At 32.0% G+C, this 24,271-nt stretch carries 20 protein-coding genes; 14 read left to right on the top strand and 6 right to left on the bottom strand.

The window, feature by feature from the left end:
• Nucleotides 1-349: 349 nt before the first annotated feature.
• Complete coding sequence (locus U0D62_RS20965) at nucleotides 350-1,141, bottom strand: tetratricopeptide repeat protein (protein WP_322289311.1); 792 nt, start codon at nucleotides 1,139-1,141, stop codon at nucleotides 350-352.
• Nucleotides 1,141-1,713 carry an RNA polymerase sigma factor gene (locus U0D62_RS20960; protein ID WP_322289310.1) on the bottom strand — a complete coding sequence of 191 codons (573 nt, stop codon included), beginning with the start codon at nucleotides 1,711-1,713 and terminating at the stop codon, nucleotides 1,141-1,143. Before U0D62_RS20960 ends, U0D62_RS20965 begins: the two co-directional genes overlap by 1 nt.
• 109 nt (nucleotides 1,714-1,822) lie before the next feature.
• Here U0D62_RS20960 and U0D62_RS20955 point away from each other — a divergent pair, with 109 nt between their 5' ends.
• From U0D62_RS20955 to U0D62_RS20945, 3 genes are all read left to right on the top strand, one after another.
• Nucleotides 1,823-2,200 carry a hypothetical protein gene (locus tag U0D62_RS20955; RefSeq protein ID WP_322289309.1) on the top strand — a complete coding sequence of 126 codons (378 nt, stop codon included), beginning with the start codon at nucleotides 1,823-1,825 and terminating at the stop codon, nucleotides 2,198-2,200.
• A gap of 21 nt (nucleotides 2,201-2,221) precedes the next feature.
• Nucleotides 2,222-4,972, top strand: a complete 2,751-nt coding sequence (locus U0D62_RS20950; RefSeq protein ID WP_322289308.1) for a CHAT domain-containing protein — start codon at nucleotides 2,222-2,224, stop codon at nucleotides 4,970-4,972.
• A gap of 682 nt (nucleotides 4,973-5,654) precedes the next feature.
• Nucleotides 5,655-8,528, top strand: a complete 2,874-nt coding sequence (locus tag U0D62_RS20945) for a M16 family metallopeptidase (RefSeq protein WP_322289307.1) — start codon at nucleotides 5,655-5,657, stop codon at nucleotides 8,526-8,528.
• A gap of 159 nt (nucleotides 8,529-8,687) precedes the next feature.
• Here the strand turns inward: U0D62_RS20945 and U0D62_RS20940 are convergent, their stop codons facing one another.
• The 4 genes from U0D62_RS20940 to U0D62_RS20925 all read right to left on the bottom strand — a co-directional run bounded on the left by U0D62_RS20940 (nucleotide 8,688) and on the right by U0D62_RS20925 (nucleotide 12,335).
• On the bottom strand, nucleotides 8,688-10,313 hold the full coding sequence (locus U0D62_RS20940; protein ID WP_322289306.1) for a T9SS type A sorting domain-containing protein: 1,626 nt from the start codon (nucleotides 10,311-10,313) through the stop codon (nucleotides 8,688-8,690).
• 380 nt (nucleotides 10,314-10,693) lie between these two features.
• Nucleotides 10,694-11,323, bottom strand: a complete 630-nt coding sequence (locus U0D62_RS20935) for a T6SS immunity protein Tdi1 domain-containing protein (protein ID WP_322289305.1) — start codon at nucleotides 11,321-11,323, stop codon at nucleotides 10,694-10,696.
• Between the two features lie 22 nt (nucleotides 11,324-11,345).
• On the bottom strand, nucleotides 11,346-11,714 hold the full coding sequence (locus U0D62_RS20930; RefSeq protein WP_322289304.1) for a hypothetical protein: 369 nt from the start codon (nucleotides 11,712-11,714) through the stop codon (nucleotides 11,346-11,348).
• Between the two features lie 45 nt (nucleotides 11,715-11,759).
• Nucleotides 11,760-12,335 carry a toxin-antitoxin system YwqK family antitoxin gene (locus U0D62_RS20925; protein ID WP_322289303.1) on the bottom strand — a complete coding sequence of 192 codons (576 nt, stop codon included), beginning with the start codon at nucleotides 12,333-12,335 and terminating at the stop codon, nucleotides 11,760-11,762.
• A 435-nt stretch (nucleotides 12,336-12,770) separates the two neighbouring features.
• Here U0D62_RS20925 and U0D62_RS20920 point away from each other — a divergent pair, with 435 nt between their 5' ends.
• The 11 genes from U0D62_RS20920 (at nucleotide 12,771) to U0D62_RS20870 (ending at nucleotide 24,271) form a co-directional block, all read left to right on the top strand.
• Nucleotides 12,771-13,358, top strand: a complete 588-nt coding sequence (locus U0D62_RS20920) for a Pvc16 family protein (RefSeq protein ID WP_322289302.1) — start codon at nucleotides 12,771-12,773, stop codon at nucleotides 13,356-13,358.
• Entirely contained in the window at nucleotides 13,359-14,369 is a 1,011-nt protein-coding gene (locus tag U0D62_RS20915) for a hypothetical protein (protein WP_322289301.1), read from the top strand.
• Between the two features lie 14 nt (nucleotides 14,370-14,383).
• Entirely contained in the window at nucleotides 14,384-16,495 is a 2,112-nt protein-coding gene (locus tag U0D62_RS20910) for a phage tail sheath C-terminal domain-containing protein (RefSeq protein WP_322289300.1), read from the top strand.
• 56 nt (nucleotides 16,496-16,551) lie between these two features.
• Nucleotides 16,552-16,998, top strand: a complete 447-nt coding sequence (locus tag U0D62_RS20905; RefSeq protein ID WP_322289299.1) for a phage tail protein — start codon at nucleotides 16,552-16,554, stop codon at nucleotides 16,996-16,998.
• Nucleotides 16,998-17,441 carry a phage tail protein gene (locus tag U0D62_RS20900; protein ID WP_322289298.1) on the top strand — a complete coding sequence of 148 codons (444 nt, stop codon included), beginning with the start codon at nucleotides 16,998-17,000 and terminating at the stop codon, nucleotides 17,439-17,441. Before U0D62_RS20905 ends, U0D62_RS20900 begins: the two co-directional genes overlap by 1 nt.
• The gene (locus U0D62_RS20895) at nucleotides 17,442-17,615 is read left to right on the top strand and encodes a DUF5908 family protein (RefSeq protein ID WP_322289297.1); all 174 of its coding nucleotides are present in this window, start codon (nucleotides 17,442-17,444) and stop codon (nucleotides 17,613-17,615) included.
• Between the two features lie 2 nt (nucleotides 17,616-17,617).
• Nucleotides 17,618-18,343: a CIS tube protein gene (locus U0D62_RS20890; protein WP_322289296.1), complete on the top strand. Its 726-nt coding sequence runs from the start codon at nucleotides 17,618-17,620 to the stop codon at nucleotides 18,341-18,343.
• A 2-nt stretch (nucleotides 18,344-18,345) separates the two neighbouring features.
• The gene (gene vgrG, locus U0D62_RS20885) at nucleotides 18,346-20,091 is read left to right on the top strand and encodes a type VI secretion system tip protein VgrG (RefSeq protein ID WP_322289295.1); all 1,746 of its coding nucleotides are present in this window, start codon (nucleotides 18,346-18,348) and stop codon (nucleotides 20,089-20,091) included.
• A 122-nt stretch (nucleotides 20,092-20,213) separates the two neighbouring features.
• Nucleotides 20,214-20,504, top strand: a complete 291-nt coding sequence (locus U0D62_RS20880) for a PAAR domain-containing protein (protein ID WP_322289294.1) — start codon at nucleotides 20,214-20,216, stop codon at nucleotides 20,502-20,504.
• A gap of 40 nt (nucleotides 20,505-20,544) precedes the next feature.
• Nucleotides 20,545-20,958: a GPW/gp25 family protein gene (locus U0D62_RS20875; RefSeq protein WP_322289293.1), complete on the top strand. Its 414-nt coding sequence runs from the start codon at nucleotides 20,545-20,547 to the stop codon at nucleotides 20,956-20,958.
• A 22-nt stretch (nucleotides 20,959-20,980) separates the two neighbouring features.
• Nucleotides 20,981-24,271, top strand: a complete 3,291-nt coding sequence (locus tag U0D62_RS20870) for a baseplate J/gp47 family protein (protein ID WP_322289292.1) — start codon at nucleotides 20,981-20,983, stop codon at nucleotides 24,269-24,271.

Below are 24,271 nucleotides of genomic sequence, written 5' to 3'. Positions count from 1 at the left end.
CAGTTTTATCCCTGATTTTTTTCAGGGGGTTTACTGTTTTTGTTTTTGGGGGAAACAACTTAATAGAGGGGTTAAAAACCTATTATCGTAGTATAGATGAGTGCCAATTTCTCTTAGTAAATTATTAGATCAGCTTCTGATCTTTAATGAGGATTGTAACTAAGAGTGTTTTCATATTTTTTTCATCTAACTAATAGTTAGTGAGTATCAAAAATGAAAAGTAAACATAGAATGAGAAAAAAATTGAAATTTTTGAAATTTTAGAAAATGAAGAATAGAAAGAAGTGATTAGATAATCAGTTTGTTTATAAGAGTTTATCGAATTAAAAAAGAACGAAGTATTTGTAAATTATAATTTATCAAGAAGCTCTTTTGCTTCTAAATATTTAAAATTAGAAGAAGATGAAGTAATCGATTTTAAAGTAGTTTCTAGGTTTTTAAGATCATTCATTTTTAAATATGCCAATGCTTTAAACCATAATCCTTTAGAACTATCAATTGTATTAGCATTAATCATTTTATCAAATTCTTTAAGAGCTAAGTCGTAATCCTCTAATTGGGTATAGGCCATTCCAGAATAGATATATACGGATGGATTGAGGTTTTTTTCTTGTGTTTGATATTCTTGTAAAAGTTTAGCACTTTTTTCAAAATCATTTTCGTGAAAAGCAATAACACCTTGAGTTAAAATAGAAACCTGACGTTCTCTTTTGACTAAAGAGGGAAGATCTTCTTTATGATAATATTGAGCAAATAATTCATCAGGAGTATCTGTGTTAAATAGAATTAAACTAAAAGTAGTCATAGCTAGTAAAACGATTGTTGCGGCAACAAACAAAAACTTCTTTCTAGAGAAAGTGTTTTTGTTATGATAGGTTTTACTGATACTGCTAATTCGGGTTTTAATTTGTTCAGATTCTTCACTTTCTATAAAATCTTTAAGATCTCTGGTGAATTGATTATCTGGAGATAACGTTTGGTTTTTATTGTTTTTGTAATGATGATTAATTTGTTTAGATAAAAGAACTTCATCTCTTAAAGAAATATCTTTGGCTATTTGCTCTTCAAATAAACGGACTTCTTCAGCAGACATTGAACCGCTGATATATCGTTCTATTTTAAGTTGTATATCTTCTTTCATCACTCACGTAGGTTTTTATAACGAGCATCTTTTTTTATAAGTTCCATAAGTCGTTTTTTACATTTAAAGACTCTTTGAAAAGCAGCATTTTCAGAGGCGTATGAAAATTTATCTACAATTTCGTTATAAGGTACTTTGTTAAAATAATCTTTTAATAACTCTGCACAATTGCCCGATAATTTTGAAATCATCTCTTCAAACAACTCCCAGCGTTCTTGTTCCAAAATAGCAGAAATTGTCTCTTGATGATTGTCATTTTCTTTAAGTTCTAATATACCTTCATTTCTTACCTCTTTTTTTCTTTTATTTAACTCTTTGTACCATAAATTTTTACAAATGGTATAAAAATAGGCCTCAAAAGAAGTATTTATTTGAACTCCTTTAACTTTGGCTCGGACAATTAATTGATAAATGGCATCATTAAAAATTTCTTGAGCATCATCTTTAGACCCTTTATTATTTTTAACAAAAGACAAAACTTTTGGGAAAAGGGTATTATATAAGAGGCGAATAACAGAGTCATCACCAGTTACAAGCGCATTTATTTGAGAATTATTAGAAAAAAAGCTCATAAATACCTCCTAAGGAGGGTAAGATTTTGGTATAATTATAACAAAAGACTAAAAATCAAGCACATTTTACGAAAAAAAAATATTTTTACAAATCAAGAATTATTATTTTATGAAAAATAAACACTTTTTACCCCTTTTAATTACGGTATTACTATTTGCATGTAGCACAGAAAATATAGAAACTGAGACTCTGGAAATTAAAAAAGAATTAAATCAAAAAAACTCAAGAGTTGATGGACCAACTATTTGGCCAAAGACGGTAAGAGTAGAATATGACCCTTCTTTAACAGCACGTGAGGTTCTTATTGTAAGGCAAGAATATTTTGATAATTTTTTGGATCAAATAATATTAACTCCTTTACAGCCAACAGATACTCATCTAGATATGTGGCTTGTAAGAAAACCAGGGCGTCCTGAAGGAGATGGAGATTTGGGAGAAACACTAGAAGAAGATCCTAGATTAGATGGAATGGAAGTAGGAGGATAACTTATAGATATTACCTCTTGTATGAAAAATAAATTAAGACACCTAAACTTTACTTGTTTAAAAACGAGTGTGGTTTGGGTGTTTTTACTTTTTTTTGTCACACTTTTTTCTCAAAATACCGCAACTTTAAAATTGGTTATTGAATCTAAAATTTCTGTAAAAGAAAGAATCGTTAAAATAGATTCATTGATAAATGCCCTTGAAAAAAAAGAATCAGATTCACTACATTTTTTTTATCATGACTATGCCTATTGGTTATATAAGATAAAAGAAAAGAAGGAAGCAATATTTTATGAGAAGAAAGCTCTAAACTTTGCTAAAAACCAAAATGCAAATAACCTTTCTTTTATTCAAAAAATTTTATTTGATCTTGGGTATTATTATCGCAAAAATAACCAGATACTTAGCGCTATAAAAACATTTAATGAGGTCCTTAAGATTAACAATAAAAATAGGCAAGGAGTTTTAACTTATAATGAACTGGGACTTATTTATAAAAGTATCCATGACTATTATAAAGCATTAGATCATTTTGAACAGTTTCTATTATTATCACAGGAGGATAATACATTAATGAGAAAGAGACTTCTTACTTTAAACAACTCTATTAATGTATTATTAAGTATTAAATCAGATGAAGGATATCAAAAAGCGATTTTATACGCTACAGAAGCAGAAGCAATTTTACAAAAAATAAAGATACCTAATCGATCACGTTATTTTGTTAATCTTTCTATTGCTTCTTTATACAATCAAAATGAAATATTAAATATCCCAAAATCCTTGAAGTATTACGATAAAGCTTTGAGGATAGCAGAAGAAAGTAAAGATTCTTCTAAAATAAGAGATATTTATATTGGAAAAGGAAACCTTTTTAATACAACGGACCCTGATCGATCTATAGAGTTTCAGAGTCAGGCACTTAAAATTACAGACACTTCAGATAATGTTAGACAATACCAGATTTATTTTAATATAGGCTTTTGTTATGGTTTAAAAAAAGAATACAAAAAAGCAATAGAGCATACTCATAAAGGCCTAGAGTATCTTATAGGTAAAGATTTTAAGATTGATGAAGATAGCAATGTTGAGATTTTGATTCAATCAAAATATAAGGATAGATTATTAAGAATATTTCCTCAATTAGCAGAGCTTTATCTTAAAAATTATGAAGCAACGGAGCAAGTAGAACTGCTTGATAAGAGTATACGGTATTTTAAACTTGCTGACTTTGTTATTGATATACTAAAAGTAGATACACGAGAGTTTAGATCTCGGCTTTTTTGGCGTAAACTAGGTACTGATATTTATGGTAAAGCGATCAGAGCTTGTTATCTGAGTAATAACCCAGAACAGGCTTTTTATTTTATGGAAAAAAATAAGGCTTTGCTCTTAATGGAAGATATAACACTTCAAAAACTAACTCAAAGAGCAGCACTTCCAGGTAAAGTATTAGAAAAAGATCGTTTATATAAAGAGCAATACTTTAAAACTCAAAACCTTCTTAAAAACCGTAAGTTAGAGAGATCACCTTTTATAGATTCTCTTAAAAGAATATCGATTCTACAAGAAAGACAAATAAAAGAGTTACAGGATAGTATAGGTATAACGTATTCTGAGCCAAAAATTTATTCTTTAAAATCATTAAGAGACCAAATTAATGATAAAGAAGTCATTGTTGAGTTTCACGTTTCTGTTGATGATGGTTATGGTATATATACTAATATGAATAGAGTATATTCATTGTTTATCTCAAAAGATAATGTTGACTTTTTTGAAACAAGTAATACCTTAGAGTTAAGAAAAGATATTAGAACATTATTACCTCTATGTAAAAAACCTATTACCACAAGAGAAACAGAACAGTTATATCATCAACTATCTTTAAAAGTGTTTGAAACCTTGTTTCCTGAACGTATCAGAAAAAAACTTAAAAAGAAAAAAGTAAGATTGATTCCTGATAGTTATCTATCCTTTATTCCTTTTGAGGCTTTATCAACTTCAGAACAATTAAAATCATATTTGATAAAGGATAGCGAAATTAGCTATTGGTATTCTTATTCGTTTTTAAAAAATAATGACATAAAAGTATCTGATAAAAATACTTTTCTTGGACTCGCTCCTAAATATTTTAAAGATACTTCTTTACCTCCTTTATTAAATAGTGATGAAGAGGTGAAGATTTTAGAAAAGTATTTTGATGGAGAATTATTATTAGGAAATCAGGCCAGTAAATCCAATTTTATCAATTCTTTTTCTAATCATAATATTATCCATCTTGCTACTCATACAGATGTAGAGATACCTACACCCTGGATATCTTTTAAAGAAGAAAAACTTACATTAGAAGAGTTATATCTTTTAAGAAATAATGCATCTCTAGTAGTATTAAGTGGTTGTAATACTACTCTTGGAGAGCAAGAAATAGGAGAAGGTGTCAGAAGTCTGGCCAGAGGATTCTTTTATTCTGGTTCAAAAAGTGTGGTATCTACTCTATGGAGTATCGACGATCAATCTACTTCATTTATCATCCAATCTTTTTATAATAACCTAAGTAAAGGACAAACCAAATCCAGTGCTTTACACAATGCCAAAGTTAAATACTTAGAATCTCATAGTTTTTCTGAAGCTTCTCCACACTTCTGGGCTTCTTTTATATTGCTAGGAGAAGATGATACTTTACAAAATGACTCTACTTTTTCTTTATGGTGGCTGTTAATAGGTATCTTATTAATATCTGCATCTATTATCTTCATTAAACGTTTTTTCTAATTAGATAAGCCTTGTTAATCAGATTGTTACTCTTTTTTTTTGAAAAAAAGTTAAAATGAGGGGTAAGAATTTCCTTTATAGGTAACATTTAAGCAAATGTTATAAAAAATTAACATTTTCAATAAGATATTCTTGCAAGAATAGACACAAATCCAAAGTGTCTTTAAATGTTTTGGATGGATTAACTTTTTAAATTTTGAAATTATGTTGAAAAATATTGCAAATCTAAATGGGGTTCAATCAATAAGTAAAGGAGAACAAAAAGCTGTTAACGGGGGTATGTTAACAATATCAAGATGTTGTGATCCAGCCCTAAGTTGCTGCTATGTAAATCCTAATTACAATGGTAGAAACTGTAGATTCTTAAATTTCGGGACTGCCGGTTGCGTATAATCAGGTATAACGATAGGCGACAGAGGAGGGATAAGCTCCTCTGTTTTTTTATAATAGATTTTTATTTTGGTACCTTAAAATCGATACTTCAATAAAATTAGAACATTAAATGTAACCAGAGTATTACTCAAGGTAGCAATTGATAAAAAAGGGATATCTCAAGAGAACCCTTTAAAATAGCTCTGAAATTTTGATAAAAACATCTTTTTTAACGTTTTTTTATTAATACTTCAATAAGAATAGTCAAACACATCCGTTAATTTTAGCCTTTAAATCAAAAAACAAAATCATGAAAACTCACATCTTTGGGAGGTTGGTTATACTAGCATCCTTTTTATTTCTGGGATTTGTTTCTTGTAATAAGGAAACAAAAACAGAACCATCTAATGACGAAGTCGGTAAACTATCAATCGATTTTGAAAAATATGAGTTAGAAAATGGACTTGAAGTAGTATTGCATCAGGATAAATCTGATCCGATAGTTTCGGTAGCAATACAATATGGAGTAGGATCTAATAGAGAAAAAACTGGAAGAACTGGTTTTGCTCACTTATTTGAACATATGTTGTTCCAGGAATCTGAAAATGTTCCTCAGGATCAGTTTTTTAAGAAAATCCAGGATGTTGGAGGAACCTTAAATGGAGGAACCTGGCAAGACGGAACTATCTACTATGAAGTAGTTCCTAAAAATGCTATGGAAACCGTTATGTGGTTAGAATCTGATAGAATGGGGTTTTTGATTAATACTGTTACAAATAGTGCTTTTAAAAACCAACAAGAAGTTGTTCAGAACGAAAAAAGACAACGTGTAGATAACAATCCTTATGGGCATACTAATTGGGTTATTGATAAAAACATTTTCCCAGAAGGACACCCTTATAACTGGCAGGTGATAGGTGAGCTAGTAGATCTTCAAAATGCTACTATAGATGATGTGAAAGAATTTTATGATAAATTCTATGGTCCTAATAATGCCACTTTGGTATTAGCAGGAGATTTTGAGGTTGCTGATGCCAAAGCAATGATCGAGAAGTATTTTGGCGAAATTAAAAAACGTCAGCCTGTAGAAAAACTGGCTGTACAAAATGTTACGTTGTCAGAAACAAAAAGGTTTTATCACGAGGATAATTTTGCTACAACAGCACAATTAAATATGGTATGGCCTACAGTAGAACAATATTCAAAAGATGCTTATGCGCTTGATTTCTTAGGAGAATTATTATCTGAAGGAAAAAAAGCACCTTTATATAAGGTTTTAGTAAAAGAAAAAGAACTAACATCAGATACTAATGCCTGGAACAGTTCTATGGAGCTAGCAGGTAAATTTAGAGTTAATATCACAGCAAACGATGGTAAGAGCCTGGCTGATATTGAAGCAGGAGTATTTGAGGCTTTTAAAAAGTTTGAAGAAGAAGGAATTACAGATACTGATATTGAGCGTATAAAAGCAGGTCTCGAAACACAATTCTATAATGGTATTGGTAGTGTTCTCGGAAAATCATTTCAGTTAGCACAGTATAATGTATTTGCAGGAGATCCTGGTTTTATTACTCAAGATATCGAAAATATCAAAGCAGTAACAAAAGATGATGTGGTTAGAGCTTATAATACATATATTAAGGACAAGCCTTATGTTATAACAAGTTTTGTTCCTAAAGGAAAAACAGATCTTGCTGCCAATGATTCAGAAAAAGCAGCAATTGTAGAAGAAGAAATTAAAGACAATGTAGAAACTGCAGTGGTTGATGCAGAAGAAGAGATTAAAAAAACGCCCTCGGCTTTTGATCGTTCTGTACAACCTGCTCAAGGAGAAGCTCCAAAGTTAAATATTCCAACATCCTGGAATACTTCTTTATCAAATGGTATTAAAGTATACGGAATTGAGCAAAATGAACTTCCGTTAGTGAACTTTAGTTTAATTATATCAGGAGGTCATCTATTAGATTCGTTTGATAAGGTAGGTGTTGCAAACCTTATGACAGATATTATGATGGAAGGTACCGCAACTAAAACTCCAGAGCAGCTAGAAGAAGAAATAGAATTATTAGGAGCTTCTATCAATATGTTTACAACCAGAGAATCAATTATTATTCGCGGAAATACCTTAGTACGTAATTTTGATAAAACGGTAGACTTAATAGAAGAAATTTTATTAGAACCAAGATGGGATGAAGAAGAATTTGCCAGAATTAAAACCAAAACTATTAATGGTATTAAAAGATCTGATGCAAATCCTAACGTAGTAGCAAGAAACGTATACAATAAAGTACTTTATGGTGAGAAGCATATGTTTGCTCATCCAACGTCTGGAACCGTTGCATCTGTAGAAGCAATAACTATCGATGATCTTAAGAAATTTTATCAAGACAATTTTTCTCCATCAGTGAGTAAATTTCAAATAGTAGGTAATATCAATAAAGACAATGTGCTTACTACTCTTAAAGATTTAGAAAGTAAATGGGCAGCAAAAGAAGTTACGATTCCAGAATACGAAATTGTAAACAATAGAGATAAAGCTTCTCTTTATTTTGTTGATATTCCTAATGCAAAACAGTCTGTGATCAATATAGGTTATCTTTCTATGGCACGTACAGATGATGACTATTTTCCTGCGACTGTAATGAATTATAAGCTTGGAGGATCATTCTCAGGTAATGTTAACCTTATTCTTAGAGAAGAAAAAGGATATACGTATGGTGCAAGAACAAGATTTGGAGGAAGCAAAATACCAGGTACTTTTACAGCTTCTTCAAGTGTAAGAACCAATACTACATTTGAATCTGTAAAGATCTTTAAAGATGAAATTACGAAGTATAAAAATGGTATATCAGAAGAAGATCTTTCGTTTACAAAGAATGCATTAATTAAATCTAATGCCAGAAGATTCGAAACTCAGGGTGCATTACTAGGAATGCTTCAGGAAATAGGTAGATATGATCTGACAACTGATTATATAGCAAAAGAAGAAGCTATAATCCAAGGAATGACATTAGAACAACATAAAGCACTAGCAAATAAATACCTGGATGAAACCAAAATGGCGTATCTAGTTATTGGTGATGCCGCTACGCAGTTTGAGCAATTCAAGAATGCTGGTTTTGATGAGGTAGTATTACTGGATAAAGAAGCAAAAGAGGTTAAACTCTCTGAAGTGAAGATGTAATATCCTAATATACTTAAATAAAAGAGCCCATTTAATTTTATTAGATGGGCTCTTTTTATTTCTATAAAATAGATTTAGCTTTTTTACTAAAACGAGAATCTCTTAAATTCATTTAAGTATTTTTACATTTCAGAGACCGAAGGTAAAGAGATATCTTTCTTATCTATTCTTTGATTTATAAATTTTAAATACTTCTTTACCAACTTTTATATAATATAAACCAGAGGTTAAGTTATTGGTAATGATATTAAAACCATTTTTAGTCTTTGTATGTGGTGTAATGATTTTTTTTCCTCTGAGATTGTAAAGTATAAAGCTTTTTTCTTTAGTATGTATATTTAGCTCTTCTGCAAAAGGATTAGGAAATACTTTTAAAATATTATCAGTTTCATCTATTTTTAAAACTGAAACTTCTTTGGATCTGGTATTTCCTGTAAAACGAATGTAATCGATTTTGACATTTTCTCCGGATGGATTACCGTCACCAGGAGGGTCTATCCTGATTGCATTGATAGTACCACCATTATTCCATAGTGATACATTTCTTAGATCAAACACATATTCATTTAGGTTATTATTGTTAGGCGCGACTGATACTCTTATTCTTTTACTGGCAGAAAACCCTCCAGAACTATTACTCCAAAAGAAATCCATATCTCCATTATTAGTGAAATTTCTAATTCCAATCTTTAAATAATCAAACGAATTAGGATTAAAAGATACATTTTGGTTGATAATTTGTGGATCTCCAGATGTAATACCTACGTTGAGTGATCCTCCTGTTGTAGCAATAGAGTTGGTTCCCCCAGAACGTATCCACCCTTCATTATTTCCAGATTGATTAAACTCCCAGGATAGTGTATTGCCACCAGGATTAACACCTCGTTTTTGATAAACGTAGGTTCTTATATCATTAAGGTTACCAAGAATCAGATCATATTCGTATTGAAAAGTACCATTTTTACTTAAGGCCTTTGTAATTAGAGGAGAAAAATATCCCGTAGGGTTATCATAAGGACCACCACCAGGCGAACCACTAAACCCACCCACAAAATAAGTACTGATAGGATTGTATATACCTACTCCCCAGTTATTATTATTAACTAATGCAGCCCAACTTTCATTAGTATTCCAATATGCCCATGGAGGTCCGCTATTATTAATTCTACTCAGTCCATCATTCGTCCAAGGAGCTGAGCCTCTATAGGTATAAAGTTTATATAAATCACCAACTGTATATAAAGCCGGTAATTCCTGATGATAAGGTCTAGTTTGCCAAAGATTATCAGTACGAAATACGGTTAATTTGTTTTTGACGTGTGCTGCTGTTCCACTAAATGTTACCCAGGTTTCAAAATAACATTCACAAGGGCTATTATTCATATCCCATAACATAGGACGATTTTTAACATACAATTCATTAGCATTTCTTCTATAAGTGATTACTTGAGAACGATTTCCATAAATATCACCTGCTTGTATAGGATTCCAGTTCCAAGGCGAAAAATTTGGATGTTGCCCTTCAGCTCTACGATCCAGATGTTGTCCATTATAATAAGATTGTTGGATGTATCTTCCTTTATCGTGGATGTTTACCACATTATAATTATTATTAGCATCAGATAGGTAGGAGATGGCACCTCCACTTGTTAGATCTAGTTTTAATTTGATAATGCCATTATTGATTTCTATTTCATTAGGCATTTGTCCATTAGAAGTTGTTGTATAGAATATACAAAGCAATAAAAAAAAGGACTTGAGCCCTATTCTCTTTATTAATTTCATGATTTTTAGAATTAAGAGTTAACTTTTAAAAGTACATGACATAAATATAATTGCTTGATATTTAGGTTTTAAGAGCAAAAATATTAATGTAGAATATATCCTTTAAAAATAATGAATTAGCCCTCATGAATTGTTAGAATAGAGAAAGGAAAGGCAGATTTAACATAAATAAAACATAAAGATCCTAACACCAATATTAAGAAAATACTTCATAGTGTAGTATGAGTGTTAATACTATTCTTGAATTGAAAACCATCAGTGAAGATGAAATGATAAAGTATAAGAATAGCTTCTATAAGGAATTTTTGTTATCAAATTTAATTTTAAGAATACAGGTAGTAAAAAATAAGTAGAGGCAAGTTTTTAACCTTTTTTGTTTTCTAATACAATTGAAAAAGTATATCCAAATGTATTTGAGCATTTCCTTTTTTAATGTTTTTTAATTCCTCACTACCACCAATACCCAACGCTGGAGCAAAATAAAAAATCTCATTTTTATATAATTCGCCATATTTACCGATAGCTTCATAAAACAAGTCTTCTCTTAATAAGTGTTCAATAGTAGTTTTGTGACATAAATAATCATTAAAAAAAAGATCTAGACTCCACGCACAAGTTGTAATATCCCTATAATGCGGTTCGATTACACAGACATCTTCATCCGATTCTGTTAGTTTTCTATAATAAAATAAATCTCCAAAACCATTTATTGCGATGGGAACATAATTAGCTACTTCTTTACCTAACCAGGTCCATAGGGTTTTGTTAAAATCATCTGGATTAATGATTTCAATAAGACCGTTATTATATTTACCAAACCCATTGCTTTTCCATAATTTAATCAAAGCATCTGGAACTTTGTTTTTATACTTTTCTATAGTTTCTGGTGATGCTTTTATACAATTAGTAGGTACATATTGACCCAGAAATTCATTTAATGCTATTTCTCTTAAGTTACCTGAAGATTGAGCTTTTGTTTTTCCACCAAATAATAAACTGAAGAGTCCCATGATAATAATTGTTTTGCGCATTTTATAAACCAGCTAATTCTCTGTTATGTTTTGACTTAATTTTATGTACCAACTTGCAAATGTATTTCTTGAATTCAGAATTTCTCATTCCATATCCATCAAGTCCAATTAACTCGACATGTTTATTACTTATTGATTTAAGTTGTATATAGAATAATGAGTACCCTTTTTTTCTAAATAAAATCTGATCTTCTTTTTTATTAATTTCATAAGTACTGCATTCTTCAGAAAAAGGAGATTCTTTAATAAGTTGATAGTTTTCATAATTGATACAATCGTAGTATTGTTCTGCTTTAGACCAATAAGATTGATAAAACAATACGATAAGGATAAAAAAAATGAATAAGCCAATTAAAATGAAAGTCATCATAATACATATTTTAAATTTGATAATATCAACTATAAATCCTTTGTTTTAGTAATTAGTTAGAGATTGATGTGTGGAAAAATTTTCTAACTCTAAAGAGTTTTGAAACATAATCTTTTCGCCTTTTTCGTGATCATTTTCAAAAGTTACAACTCTTCTTAGGATTCCCTGATCATCAAATATCTCCCATTTTCCTTCTCTTTTTCCATTTATAAAAGATCCTTGGATTTTTACTGTTCCACTATCGTAAAAGGATTTCCATTGTCCGTGTTCAAGTCCATTATTGTATTTTTCGATCATCATAAGCTCTCCTTTTTCAGAATAACATTTCCAGATACCTTCAGGTCTATCTTTAGTAAATTGCCCTTCTTTTTTTAATTGCCCACTAGGATAATAATACCTCCAGGAACCATCTAATCTACCAAGTAAAGTTTCCCTGGTTTCTTTAAGTTTTCCATTACTGTAGTATAATTTTTTTAATACTCTTTTCTGTTCAGAAGAATAGGTTACTAACTTGTTTTGAGTTTCTGATTGTTGGTTATCTGAATATGTTTCTTGAGCATTAACTTCAATAATGACTACAAGATTCAATAAAAAGAAAATGATGTGGGTTATATTTTTCATAATAAAAGTTCTGTTGTATTTATAGTACAAAGATTCAACTCTATTTCCTTTCTAAACACACCTGTTTCGGTGAAAGTAGCCTCACTGAATTCAGGGAGTGTTTTATGTTTTATGTTGATTATGAGTTTGTTATATTCTTTTTGGTTAAAAAACTACAATAAAACAGTAACGATATAGGGAGATTTACCCCTTTATAAAAAAGTTGTTTTCCTATGGAGAATTGGTGTTTTAACTATAACAATTTTTCATACTTCATCCTACATTTATATCATCTTAATCAAGAACATTATTCCTCTTTTAATTGATTAAGAATTGCCACCCCATAATTCGCAGTGTGAACATGTTGTAAAAGATTAGAACCTATTGTTATTCATATGTTATGAAACAATATTGGTATGCGTTGATAACAAGTTTAATTCTATAACAGCAAAGAATATGATATTCGAAGTATTGCAGATTATTACTGAAGAAGTAAATAATTTCTTTGATATAGAAATTGAAGAAAAACCAGTCTCATTGGATAATATCGCCTTTGTAGAATCCGAAAATAATGATCAGGGAGATTCAAATAATGTAGTGTTATCATTATTACATGCAGAAGAAGAAGCCACACTTAAAAATATCCCTAATCATGAGATTGAAGGAACCAGAGTAATTTATAAAAATCATAAGATTTATCTCAACCTCTATATTATGTTTTCCGCAAATAGGAGTGATTATACAGAATCTTTAAAGAGTATATCAAAGATCATTGAGTTTTTTCAATCCAAGAGAGTCTTTACACAATCCAATACCAGTTTTGATAGAGAATTGAATGGAATGGATAACATAAAAGATTTCAAATTCAATGTTGAGTTATTTACTCCTTCTTTTGAAGAAATGAATTTTATATGGGGAACCTTAGGAGGCAAACAATATCCTTCAGTGATCTATAAAGTAAGTGTACTTCATATCGAAAGAGATGTAACCCAGTCTGAAGGTAGTGTTATTACAGAAATTAATGGAAGTCTAAATCATAATTAAATGGCATTTAGAACACTTTATAAAACTCTTTTTCAGGTAATGGTACATCACTCTTATTTCTTAGATGATGGAGAATCTTCTTTCATATCAATGAATGAAGATGAGAAAAAAGAACAACTTAAAAAATATGACTTTTCTCAGTACCTTACTATTGTTCCTTCTTATAGTACTTTCTCAGAAATGGAGAATCATAAATTGATACTAAGAAAGAACAACGATGGTTTTAGAATTCTTAATAGTGTTACTGAAGAAGATGAAAAGTTTAGATCTAAGATCTTTCTAAGTGATAACCTAACACTGACCTTCTTACTGTATTCAAACGATTATTTATTTGACAATTACACAGCATTACCTCAAGAAGCAAACCGACTTTATTATTTCTCAAATATCAAACCAGATACCGAAGCTGATCCTTATACATACATATCATTAAATTCTTCTAATGATCTAGTAACAGAAGATTTATTATTGACAGAAGAAAGTACTCAGCAATTATGGTATGAGATAGAGCAAGATAATATACGAGCAGAGATAAAAGCTCGATTAAATCTTATTGCAGAAATAGAACCAGAGGATATTGATTCTGATGAGGGGAAACAGATCATAAATCAATCCATACAAAAAGAACAAGGTAAAGGACTAATTGGGATCATTCGACTACAAATGATAGGTGACAATAACAGAGATGTTATTGAAATTGATAATACCGATCCTGAGGATATCAAAAATTTTCTTTTGGATCCAATACCAGTATATAAACTCCATTTTGATAATAGAAAAACCATCTGGAAATATATTAAGAAATCAGATGACAACGAATTAGAAACATCCTCAGTAAAACCACTTACCCGAAATGGTTTTATAGAAATAGAACCCGAAGATGATCTGGTGGCACCGCTTCCAGATGATATTGAAAAATACGTATTTCCTAATCCGACGGCAAATATCATAAAACAAGTGACTGACGAGAATACAAATACGATAACAACATATTCTGAAATTTATATTTAAAAACAATTAAAATTATGGCAACTACGTACAAAACACCAGGGGTCTATATCGAGGAGATTGTAAAATTTCCTCCATCCGTAGCCCAAGTAGAAACTGCAATTCCGGCTTTTATAGGATATACCGAGAAAGCAACCAATAAAATCAAAGGGGATTTAAAAGATATTCCTACTCGAATAACATCTATGTTAGAATACGAGACATTTTTCGGTTTTGCAAAACCAGAAACAACTATTAGTGTAACCATTAATGATGAGCTGGTAAACGGTGCAGAAGAGCGATCAATAATTGTTGATCAACCAACCGAAAAACAACCATTTTTAATGTATTACTCTTTGCAAATGTATTTTGCAAATGGAGGAGGTCCTTGTTACATTGTTTCAGTAGGACGATATGGAAATGATTTAGATGATTCTGATACTCCGGTTACTGCCATAAATAATACCAACGCTTTAAAATCAGGTTTGGCAGAGTTAAAAAAAGTAGACGAACCTACGTTAATTCTATTTCCAGATGCAACACGAGTAACTGCAATTACAGCCACAGACTTTTATGGTTTGTATAATGATGCATTAGATCAGTGTAATGAACTACAGGATAGGTTTACTATTATTGATACATTAAACTATGATGGAACTAGTCCTACAGATACAAATATCAATGATTTAAGGAATAATATTAGTTCTGATAAAGATTATATCAAATATGGAGCTGCCTATTATCCGTACTTAGAAACAATTTTGGATTATAGTTTTGATGCAAGTGAGATTGTATTAAACCACTTTTCTTATGAAGCAGATGCATATGAGTTGATTAAAACTAATATAGCTGCTATTGAGGATCCTACTTCTGGTATGAATGCTACGGTAGCTAAACTGGTAGATCTGGTAACTTCTCCAGGAGACATATCCGGAGATGTTAGTAATGTATTGTTCTATATGTATGGAGCAGCAGGTCTGGATTTAGCAACACCAATAGTAGCACCAGCCGTTTTTACAATTACACCTGCACAAAAAACTGCTTTTTTGTCATCGGTAGAAACATTATTAACATCCTTAAAAGAGTTAATAGATTTTAAAGAATCATTAAATGATGAAGCCAATGCTGCAGCAAGTACCATAAAAGATGAAGACCCAGCTTTGGCCGCAACAATTGAAGGAGAATTAGCAACATTTAATATAGATTTTGAAGGGGCAGATAAGATTGACGAAGTGTATGCTAATTTACAAGAGCTATATACCAAAATGCAAAATGCCAATACAGATACAAAAGTTAAAAATCTTTTGGATGTAAATGCATCAAACTTTAGTGATGAGCTTCAGAAACTTGAGACATATACAGATTTGGATACGCAAACAGGGATAACATCAACATTTGATGCATTTGCCAATATAGCAACCAATCTTACAAATCTTACCACAGAGATCAAAAATGTTGAAGGGCAAGATAGAAATAACGGTGATCTTAACGGAAGAAATTTAAGTGATGTAGAAGCTGTAGATAATGCAACTTATAACAGAATATTGTCAGAAATAGGAAATCTTCCAATGGAGTTACCACCAAGTTGTACAATGGCAGGAATATACGCCAAGGTAGATAGCGATAGAGGCGTATGGAAAGCACCGGCAAACGTAAGTGTAAACTACGTGATCAAACCGACAGTAAAGGTTACCAATACACAACAAGATGGATTAAATGTGGATGCAGTAGCAGGAAAATCTATTAATGCTATCAGAACTTTTACAGGAAAAGGTGTTATGGTATGGGGAGCGAGAACACTTGCAGGAAATGATAAAGAATGGAGATATGTGCCTGTAAGAAGGTTCTTTAATATGGCAGAAGAATCTATCAAAAAAGCAACAGAGCAATTTGTTTTTGAACCAAATGATATGAATACCTGGGTTCGAGTAAAAGCAATGATCAATAACTTCTTAACATTACAATGGAGAGCAGGAGCATTAGCAGGTCCAACACCAGATAAAGCTTTTTATGTAAACGTAGGACTAGGAGAAACAATGACCGCAAACGATATCCTGGATGGTAATATGATTATCGAGATAGGTATGGCTGTAGTGCGTCCGGCAGAATTTATCATTCTTAAATTCTCTCACAAAATGCAGGAAGCATAATCTGTATAAACGATAGAAAATAATAATAAAAATAAACAATAAAATACATAGAAATCATGGCAGAATATCCATTACCCAAGTTTCATTTTAAAGTAACAATAGGAGGTGATACCGAATTAAATTGTACAGAAGTATCGGGTTTAGATTTTGAAACTGAACTTATCGAGTATAGAGGAGGAGCAGACAATGATTATTTCAAGAAAAAACAACCAGGAATGACCAAGTTTGCCAACATCTCCATCAAAAGAGGAACATTTGTATCTACAAAAGGGCAATTCTTTGATATGTGGAAGAAAAATGTATTCTTCCAGGAAGGGGAAGAGCAGTATAGAAGTGATCTTACCATTAGTTTACTGGATGAAAAACACGAGCCTGTTGTAACCTGGGAAGCGTCTGATGCGTGGTTATTAAAAATCCAATCTACAGATCTTAAAGCAGATGGTAACGAAATAGCAATAGAATCAGCAGAATTTGCAATTAACAGTCTTAAACTAGCATCCTAATGGCTACCTATTATCCACCCGTAGGGTTTCACTTCAGTGTAGAATTCACCGGTTTATCAACCAGTGAAAAAGATCATCAATTCCAATCCGTATCAGGGTTGACAGTTGATATCGAAACCGAAGAAATTACTGAGGGTGGAGAAAATAGATTCAAGCATAAAATCCCGGTAAGAACCAAATATCCAAATTTGGTTCTTAAAAGAGGATTATTAGTGGATTCTAAGGTTGTAGATTGGTGTAAAAAGGCAGTAGAAAACTTTGATTTTGAGCCTATCAATATGATTGTCAAATTGTTGAACGAAAAGCATGAACCTCTCCTTTCTTGGAATATTGTTCATGCCTATCCAATAAAATGGTCAATCGCAGATTTTAATGCAGAAGAAAGCAAAGTAGTCATAGAAACTATTGAACTGGTGTATAACTATTATAACACTATCACATAAATGGGAGCTATAGAGATCAAAGAGTTACACATAAAAATAAATGTGGATAATAATGCTAAAAAAGGAGCTGATAATCCCGGAAGTAAAAAAGCCTCTGGAGCCGATAAAGATGCCATTATTGCAGAATGTGTAGAACAAGTTATGGACATCATAGCTAAACAAACTGAAAGGTAATCATGAGTACAGGAGAATTAACAAAATTAAAGGTAGTAGCCTACAGCGATCCCGAATTCAATAATAAAGTTGGAGATGGCGAATTTACTACTTTGATTAATCCCGAGAAGTATACGTTCAATTATAAGATTGAACAAAACGAGGATCAGGCTTCCGGTACCAGTGATTTATCTCCAAGGTTTAATAAAAAGTTACCCGAAGATCTAGAATTAGAATTTCTATTTGACCGATCAGGAGTACTAGTGCATTATGGCGGTGATCCCAATAGTAGTGAAGATAATAAGGTGTTAAAAGATGAAGGAGAAGGGATTATCGATGATATTGAAAAATTTAAAAAAGTAATACTTGACTATAACGGAGATGAACACGAACCTAACTATGTGATGATCTCTTGGGGAGCTTTACTATTTAAAGGTAAGCTCACAGAGATGAGTATAGAGTTTAAACTTTTCAAACCAGATGGTACACCAATTAGAGCGGTAGCAAAAGCAAAATTCCAGGGATTTGTAGAAGATGATCTACGAGTAGCAAGAGAAAACAACCAATCTCCAGATCTAACACATTTAAGAGTAGTTAAAGAAGGGGATACGTTACCACTGATGTCACATCGTATATACGGGGATTCAAAGTATTATCTCGAGGTTGCAAAAGTAAATCAGTTAACATCATTTAGAAAACTAGAAGTAGGAAAAGAAATTTTCTTTCCACCAATCGAAAAAATATCATAACAATGGCAGAAGGCAGTGTAATACAAACTTCAAAAAGTGCAGACTTAGTTACTCATAAAGTACTTGTTGGTGGACAGGAATTGTCTAAGAAATATCAAGTAAAAACTATAGTTGTAGAAAAAGAAGTCAATAGAATTTCTACTGCCAAGATTATTTTAATCGATGGAGAACCTGCAAAACAGGATTTTGAATTAAGTAATGAAGAATTACTCATTCCAGGAGCTGAAATCGAAATAACAGCAGGGTATCATTCTGATGAAGAATCTATTTTTAAAGGAATTGTAATCAAGCATAATATTAAGATTAAAACCAATGGCTCTTATCTGATTCTTGAATGTAAAGATGAAGCAGTAAAACTTACCATAGGAAGAAAAAGTAAGTATTTCTATGAAAATAAGGATAGCGGAATTATAGAAGAAATCATTGATAGTTATGGCCTTGATAAAGATGTAGAAGCAACTAATCACGAGCATAAAGAACTCGTACAGTATAATATTTCAGATTGGGATTTTATTATAAGCAGAGCACAAGCTAATGGTAAATTGTGTTTTGTGGATGAAGGGAAGTTGACTATCAAAAAACCTGATTTTGGCGCAGAATCAATAGAGACTGTAACTTTTGGAGCTACTCTTTTAAACTTAGATGCAGAAATAGATGCAAGGCATCAAATAGATAAAGTTACATCCTATAGCTGGAATTATGCCGATCAGGAAATTGTAGAAGCAGAAGGAGCAGATCCTTCAGTAGCTCTAAACGGAAACCTGACTCCATCAGATTTGTCTTCAGTAATAGCATTGGAAAATTTAGAATTGAGACATGGAGGCTCACTTTCTACTGCAGAGTTGCAGGATTGGAGTGATGCTAAATGGATGTTTCAACAATTATCCAAAATACGAGGAAGAGTAAAATTTCAAGGCATACCAGCGGCAAAACCAGGAGTTATCTTGAATTTACAAGGAGTAGGCGATCGGTTTAACGGAAAAATTTATGTAACCGCTGTGAGTCATCATATCTCTGAGGGAAACTGGACAGTCGATGCACAATTTGGAGTAAACCCTAAATGGTTTTCAGAAACATATGATATTAACCCAATGCCGGCATCAGGATTATTATCAGGAGTTTGTGGGCTTCAAGTGGGGATTGTAAGTCAATTAGAAGAAGATCCTGATGGAGAAGATAGAATCCTTGTACAAATACCTATTGTCAATAGTGAAGAACAAGGAATATGGTGTCGCGTAGCTTCTTTGGATGCAGGAGAGAATAGAGGAGCTTTTTTTAGACCCGAAATAGAGGATGAGGTAATCATAGGGTTTATTAATGATGACCCTAATGATGCAGTAGTTTTAGGAATGCTTCATAGTAGTGCAAAGCCAGCGCCGATTACCGCAACAGATGATAATCATGAAAAAGGATTTATCACGCGTAGCGAAATGAAAGTGTTATTTGATGACGATAAAAAATCAATAACTATTGAAACACCAGCAGGTAAAAAAATGATTTTGGATGAAGATGCAGGCTCCATAGTTATTGAGGATGATAACTCTAATATCATTACGATCGATGATTCAGGAATAGCAATCGAAAGCGCAAGTGATATCAATATGACAGCTTCTGGAGATGTAAATATAGAAGGAACCAATGTAAATATTACCGCAAATGCACAATTTAAGGCAGAAGGCTCCGCAGGAGTAGAAATGTCTTCTAGTGCTACTGCAACCCTTAAAGGTTCTTTGGTACAGATTAATTAAAAAACAGTACTAGTATAAACTAAGAGTTAAAAGAGAATTAATTCCCTCCTTGAGGAGGGTAAGGGAGGTGTTTCGATATGAATCACATTAATTAAGAACTAATAACTATAAACGATAAAAATATGCCACCAGCAGCAAGAGTAACAGATATGCATGTATGTCCTATGGTTACTGGAATAATTCCACACGTTGGAGGACCAATATTACCAGCGGGAGAACCGACCGTATTAATAGGAGGATTACCCGCAGCCAGAGTGGGTGATATGGCAACCTGTGTTGGGCCACCAGATACTATAATTGTAGGATCAGGAACCGTAATGATTGGAGGTATGCCTGCAGCCCGAATGGGCGATAGCACAGCTCACGGAGGCACGATAGTTTTAGGCCTACCTACAGTTTTAATAGGAGGATAATTTCTAAAACAAAACTTAAGAATAATATTATATAACACAAATGGATACGAATACATCTTTTTTAGGTACAGGTTGGGGCTTTCCTCCCGAATTTAGTAAAAAAGGAAAGGGAAGAGTAGAAATGTTATCAGATGAAGCTGATATCAAAAGCAGCCTTGAAATCCTACTATCTACACGTTTAGGCGAACGAGTTATGGTACCTAATTATGGATGTAATCTTGATGAGTTATTATTCAAGCCTTTAAATCTTACTTTAAAAACTTTTGTAAAAGAATTGATCAAAAATGCAATCCTTTATTACGAACCTAGAATTGACCTGGAGAAAATAGATATGGATCAAACCAATGAATTAGATGGAGAACTATTGATCATTCTTGATTATAGGATTAGAGCAACCAATTCCAGAAGCAATCTAGTATTTCCATTCTATAAAGAAGAAGGAACGAATATTTAAGAAAATATAAAAAGAAATATTAATGAGTAGCAATTGCGAACATAATGATTTATTGTTGATGCGAAACGGTACCGCACAAAGTCAGCGATTCATAGAGGCTTTGGATCCCGCAAGCGTTAAATTACATGATCTCACTACAGAGGATTGGATGCGATTTGCTATACTATTCTCAAAGAAAGTCAATTATTTTGATACAGAAACCAATACAGTATCAGGAGATTGGAATGATTTTTTTATCAATGAAGAAGAGATTAAAGCTTTTGTAGAGAAACTAAAAAACCTTGAAGAACCAAAAGACGAAAGTAATCTTCAAAAAAATATAGAACCACATCTTACGCTGTTTGCTTCATTTTTAAAACTAACCTCATTTTCGCAGGAAAGATTAAATGCTTTATCAAAAAAGCATCTAGACTTTTACTACAAAGAAGTATTGAAGTTGGATAATAAAGCTCCGGTTGAGGATAAAGTGCATATTCTGTTTGAATTAGCAAAAAAAGCAACAGGAGTAAAAATAGATCAAGGAACTGCATTGGATGGAGGAAAAGACAGCAATGGACAAAAACGAATATATAAAACTCAGGATGAGATTGTAGCTAATAAAACCTCTATAGCTTCTTTAAGAAACATATTTAATGAAACTAATGTAGGTATTAAAAATGCTTTTGTAGCCAATTCATTTGATGGATTGGGAGAAGGATTTCCAGATGATGAGATCAGATGGTGGCCTTTTGGATATCCAACTGATACACCTGGTGCTACACAGGATACTGGAGCATATCCTAATCTTCCGTTTGCAAAAACAGGCTTTGGTATTTCTTCTCCAGTATTATTACTTAAAGAAGGAAATAGAACCATCACTTTTACTATAAAATTAAGCAGTTTTGATACCTCAAAATTAAGTGTTAATGATCTTACAGATTCTGTTGCAGTTCTGTTCAGTGGAGAAAAAGAATGGATAGAAGGTACAATTGTAGTAGAAGGTAGTAATGCATCCTCAATAAAATCTGAAGAACTAAAACTAGTGGTTAAACTAGATGAAGGAGCAGATCCAATAGTTAATTATGATAAAGAAGTACTCTTAGAATCATATAATACACAAGATCCCGTTGCTAGATTTATAGTGAAAAACAAAGCAATAAGTGAGGCGAATCTAGTAAATAAAGGAGCAATATTTCAAAGTCTGTTTTCTGAAACTACGGTAACTGATATTGTTATTAATGTATCTGTTGACTCTATTCAGGACATAGTTGTAGAAAGTGATTTGGGGGCATTAGATGCTTCAAAACCATTCTATCCTTTTGGTCCACAACCTGTAAAAGGATCTAACTTTTTTATAGGAATTACAGAGGCACTGGATAAAAACTGGACAAAAGTAGCAATAGATCTTAGTTGGAAAGATAAACCAGAAGTTTTTAAGGATAAATACCTCGCTTATAAAAATGAATTCAGAGGTATTCTGAGTAAATCAATATACACACTTGTTGTTACTCCAGAGGGACAAGTTGAAGGAGGCGATAGTCTTACATCAATTGTTGAAGGAGATAATTATTTTAAAACAGAAGTACAAGTTTTAGAAAATGGAGAATGGAACTCCAAAGTAACAGATCATGAATTATTTACCGGCGGAACCATTGAGATTACCAAAGATCCGGAAACAACAACTGAGTCTTTAGATACTTTAGATCTGTTTTTTACTCCTATAAAACTTCAAGAAGAACAGAGTATAAATTTATTTCGGCAGGATAGTCCTAAAAGACAAACCAAACCTGTACCAAAAGAGAAGTTTAGTGCTTCTTCAAAAAAAGGATTTGTTAAGCTTATTTTAAACCAGTCCTTCTTACATGAAATGTTTCCTAGAATCTTTTCTGTAGCATTATCAATTACAGATATTTTTAATACATCAAATCCACCACTAATACCTAATGAACCATACTCTCCATTAGTTGAAACTATAAAAGTAGGGTATGATGCCCAGGCAAGTTTAGGAAAAGAAGATGTAAAGCTTTTTCATGAACATCCTTTTGGTATATCAGAAGAAGATAGTGAATTAAAGAAAAACTCTGTTTTAGGCACTAACGATGATAAGACAATAAGACTACTCCCCATATATAAAAATGGATCATTATACATTGGTTTGGAAAATGCAGAAAGCCTACAAAGTGTTTCTCTTTTAATTCAAACTTTGGAGGGTAGTGAAAACCCAGAAACTACTAATGATTTTGCCGAAGGAGAAAAATTAAAATGGTCCATACTCTGTAATAATGAGTGGCTATCTCTTAATGATGATTATATTATTACCAACAATACTGATAACTTCTTAAAATCAGGAATAGTTAAATTCTCTATTCCTAAAGAGGCAACAAAAGATAATACCAAACTCCCATCGGGTTTTCATTGGATCAGAATTGATAATCCTAGAGATTTTGATACAGTAAGTCAGTTAATAGATATTAAAGCACAAGCGGTATTAGCCCAATTTGAAAACAATAATGAAGATCTAAGTCATTTACAATATGGTATTCCGGCAGGAACTATATCTAAGCTGGTCGAACGCCTAGCTAATGTAAAAGGCGCTATCCAGGAATATGGATCTTTTGATGGTAAACTCAAAGAAACAGACACAGAATTTTACAGAAGAATTAGTGAGCGATTGCGACATAAGCAAAGAGCAATCACCATTTGGGATTATGAACACTTAGTATTACAAGAGTTTCCGGATATCTATAAGGTAAATTGCTTAAACCATACCTCATTAACCTCTTTTTTATCTCCTGGAGATGTGACTTTGGTAGTGATTCCTAATACAATTAATCAAAATGTTTATGATCCTTATAAACCCAGGATTAGTAAAACTAAAAGAAACGATATTCAGAATTTTATAAACCAACTTAACACACTTCATGTTACAACCCAGGTAATTAATCCTGTATATGAAGAAGTAAAAATCATACTCAATGCTAAGTTTTATAAAGGGAAAGATGAAAATTTTTACTCTACTCAATTGCAAAAAGATATAGCCAAATTATTGGCGCCCTGGGCGTTTGAGGAAACAACATCGATAGATTTTGGAACAACTTTACATGAGAGCTCAGTAATAGATTATATCGAGAAACTCGAATATGTAGACTATATCACTGATTTTGAATTAAAACAAGAAGATGGAGTTGATGATGAAGGAAAAAAGAAATTCAAAAAAGTGAAAAAAGTAGTGCCTTCAAGTGCAAAGGTAATTCTTACATCTGTAAAATTTACTAGTCATAAAATAGGAATAGTTACTCCTGATAAAGAATGCCCAGCAGTAGTATCTGTATAA

Origin of the sequence: Aquimarina callyspongiae (genome assembly GCF_034322225.1) — a bacterium.
Taxonomy (GTDB): Bacteria; Bacteroidota; Bacteroidia; order Flavobacteriales; family Flavobacteriaceae; genus Aquimarina.
Note: the sequence above shows the minus strand (reverse complement) of the source record. Positions and strands in the feature narration are given on the sequence as shown.

Coding starts and splice junctions, on each gene's coding strand:
- U0D62_RS20900 (WP_322289298.1), top strand. CDS start 16,998: ATGGCTACCTATTATCCACCCGTAGGGTTTCACTTCAGTGTAGAATTC.
- U0D62_RS20870 (WP_322289292.1), top strand. CDS start 20,981: ATGAGTAGCAATTGCGAACATAATGATTTATTGTTGATGCGAAACGGT.
- U0D62_RS20935 (WP_322289305.1), bottom strand. CDS start 11,323: ATGGGACTCTTCAGTTTATTATTTGGTGGAAAAACAAAAGCTCAATCT.
- U0D62_RS20950 (WP_322289308.1), top strand. CDS start 2,222: ATGAAAAATAAATTAAGACACCTAAACTTTACTTGTTTAAAAACGAGT.
- U0D62_RS20945 (WP_322289307.1), top strand. CDS start 5,655: ATGAAAACTCACATCTTTGGGAGGTTGGTTATACTAGCATCCTTTTTA.
- U0D62_RS20925 (WP_322289303.1), bottom strand. CDS start 12,335: ATGAAAAATATAACCCACATCATTTTCTTTTTATTGAATCTTGTAGTC.
- U0D62_RS20955 (WP_322289309.1), top strand. CDS start 1,823: ATGAAAAATAAACACTTTTTACCCCTTTTAATTACGGTATTACTATTT.
- vgrG (WP_322289295.1), top strand. CDS start 18,346: ATGGCAGAAGGCAGTGTAATACAAACTTCAAAAAGTGCAGACTTAGTT.
- U0D62_RS20940 (WP_322289306.1), bottom strand. CDS start 10,313: ATGAAATTAATAAAGAGAATAGGGCTCAAGTCCTTTTTTTTATTGCTT.
- U0D62_RS20960 (WP_322289310.1), bottom strand. CDS start 1,713: ATGAGCTTTTTTTCTAATAATTCTCAAATAAATGCGCTTGTAACTGGT.
- U0D62_RS20890 (WP_322289296.1), top strand. CDS start 17,618: ATGAGTACAGGAGAATTAACAAAATTAAAGGTAGTAGCCTACAGCGAT.
- U0D62_RS20875 (WP_322289293.1), top strand. CDS start 20,545: ATGGATACGAATACATCTTTTTTAGGTACAGGTTGGGGCTTTCCTCCC.
- U0D62_RS20905 (WP_322289299.1), top strand. CDS start 16,552: ATGGCAGAATATCCATTACCCAAGTTTCATTTTAAAGTAACAATAGGA.
- U0D62_RS20895 (WP_322289297.1), top strand. CDS start 17,442: ATGGGAGCTATAGAGATCAAAGAGTTACACATAAAAATAAATGTGGAT.
- U0D62_RS20965 (WP_322289311.1), bottom strand. CDS start 1,141: ATGAAAGAAGATATACAACTTAAAATAGAACGATATATCAGCGGTTCA.
- U0D62_RS20915 (WP_322289301.1), top strand. CDS start 13,359: ATGGCATTTAGAACACTTTATAAAACTCTTTTTCAGGTAATGGTACAT.
- U0D62_RS20880 (WP_322289294.1), top strand. CDS start 20,214: ATGCCACCAGCAGCAAGAGTAACAGATATGCATGTATGTCCTATGGTT.
- U0D62_RS20910 (WP_322289300.1), top strand. CDS start 14,384: ATGGCAACTACGTACAAAACACCAGGGGTCTATATCGAGGAGATTGTA.
- U0D62_RS20920 (WP_322289302.1), top strand. CDS start 12,771: ATGATATTCGAAGTATTGCAGATTATTACTGAAGAAGTAAATAATTTC.
- U0D62_RS20930 (WP_322289304.1), bottom strand. CDS start 11,714: ATGATGACTTTCATTTTAATTGGCTTATTCATTTTTTTTATCCTTATC.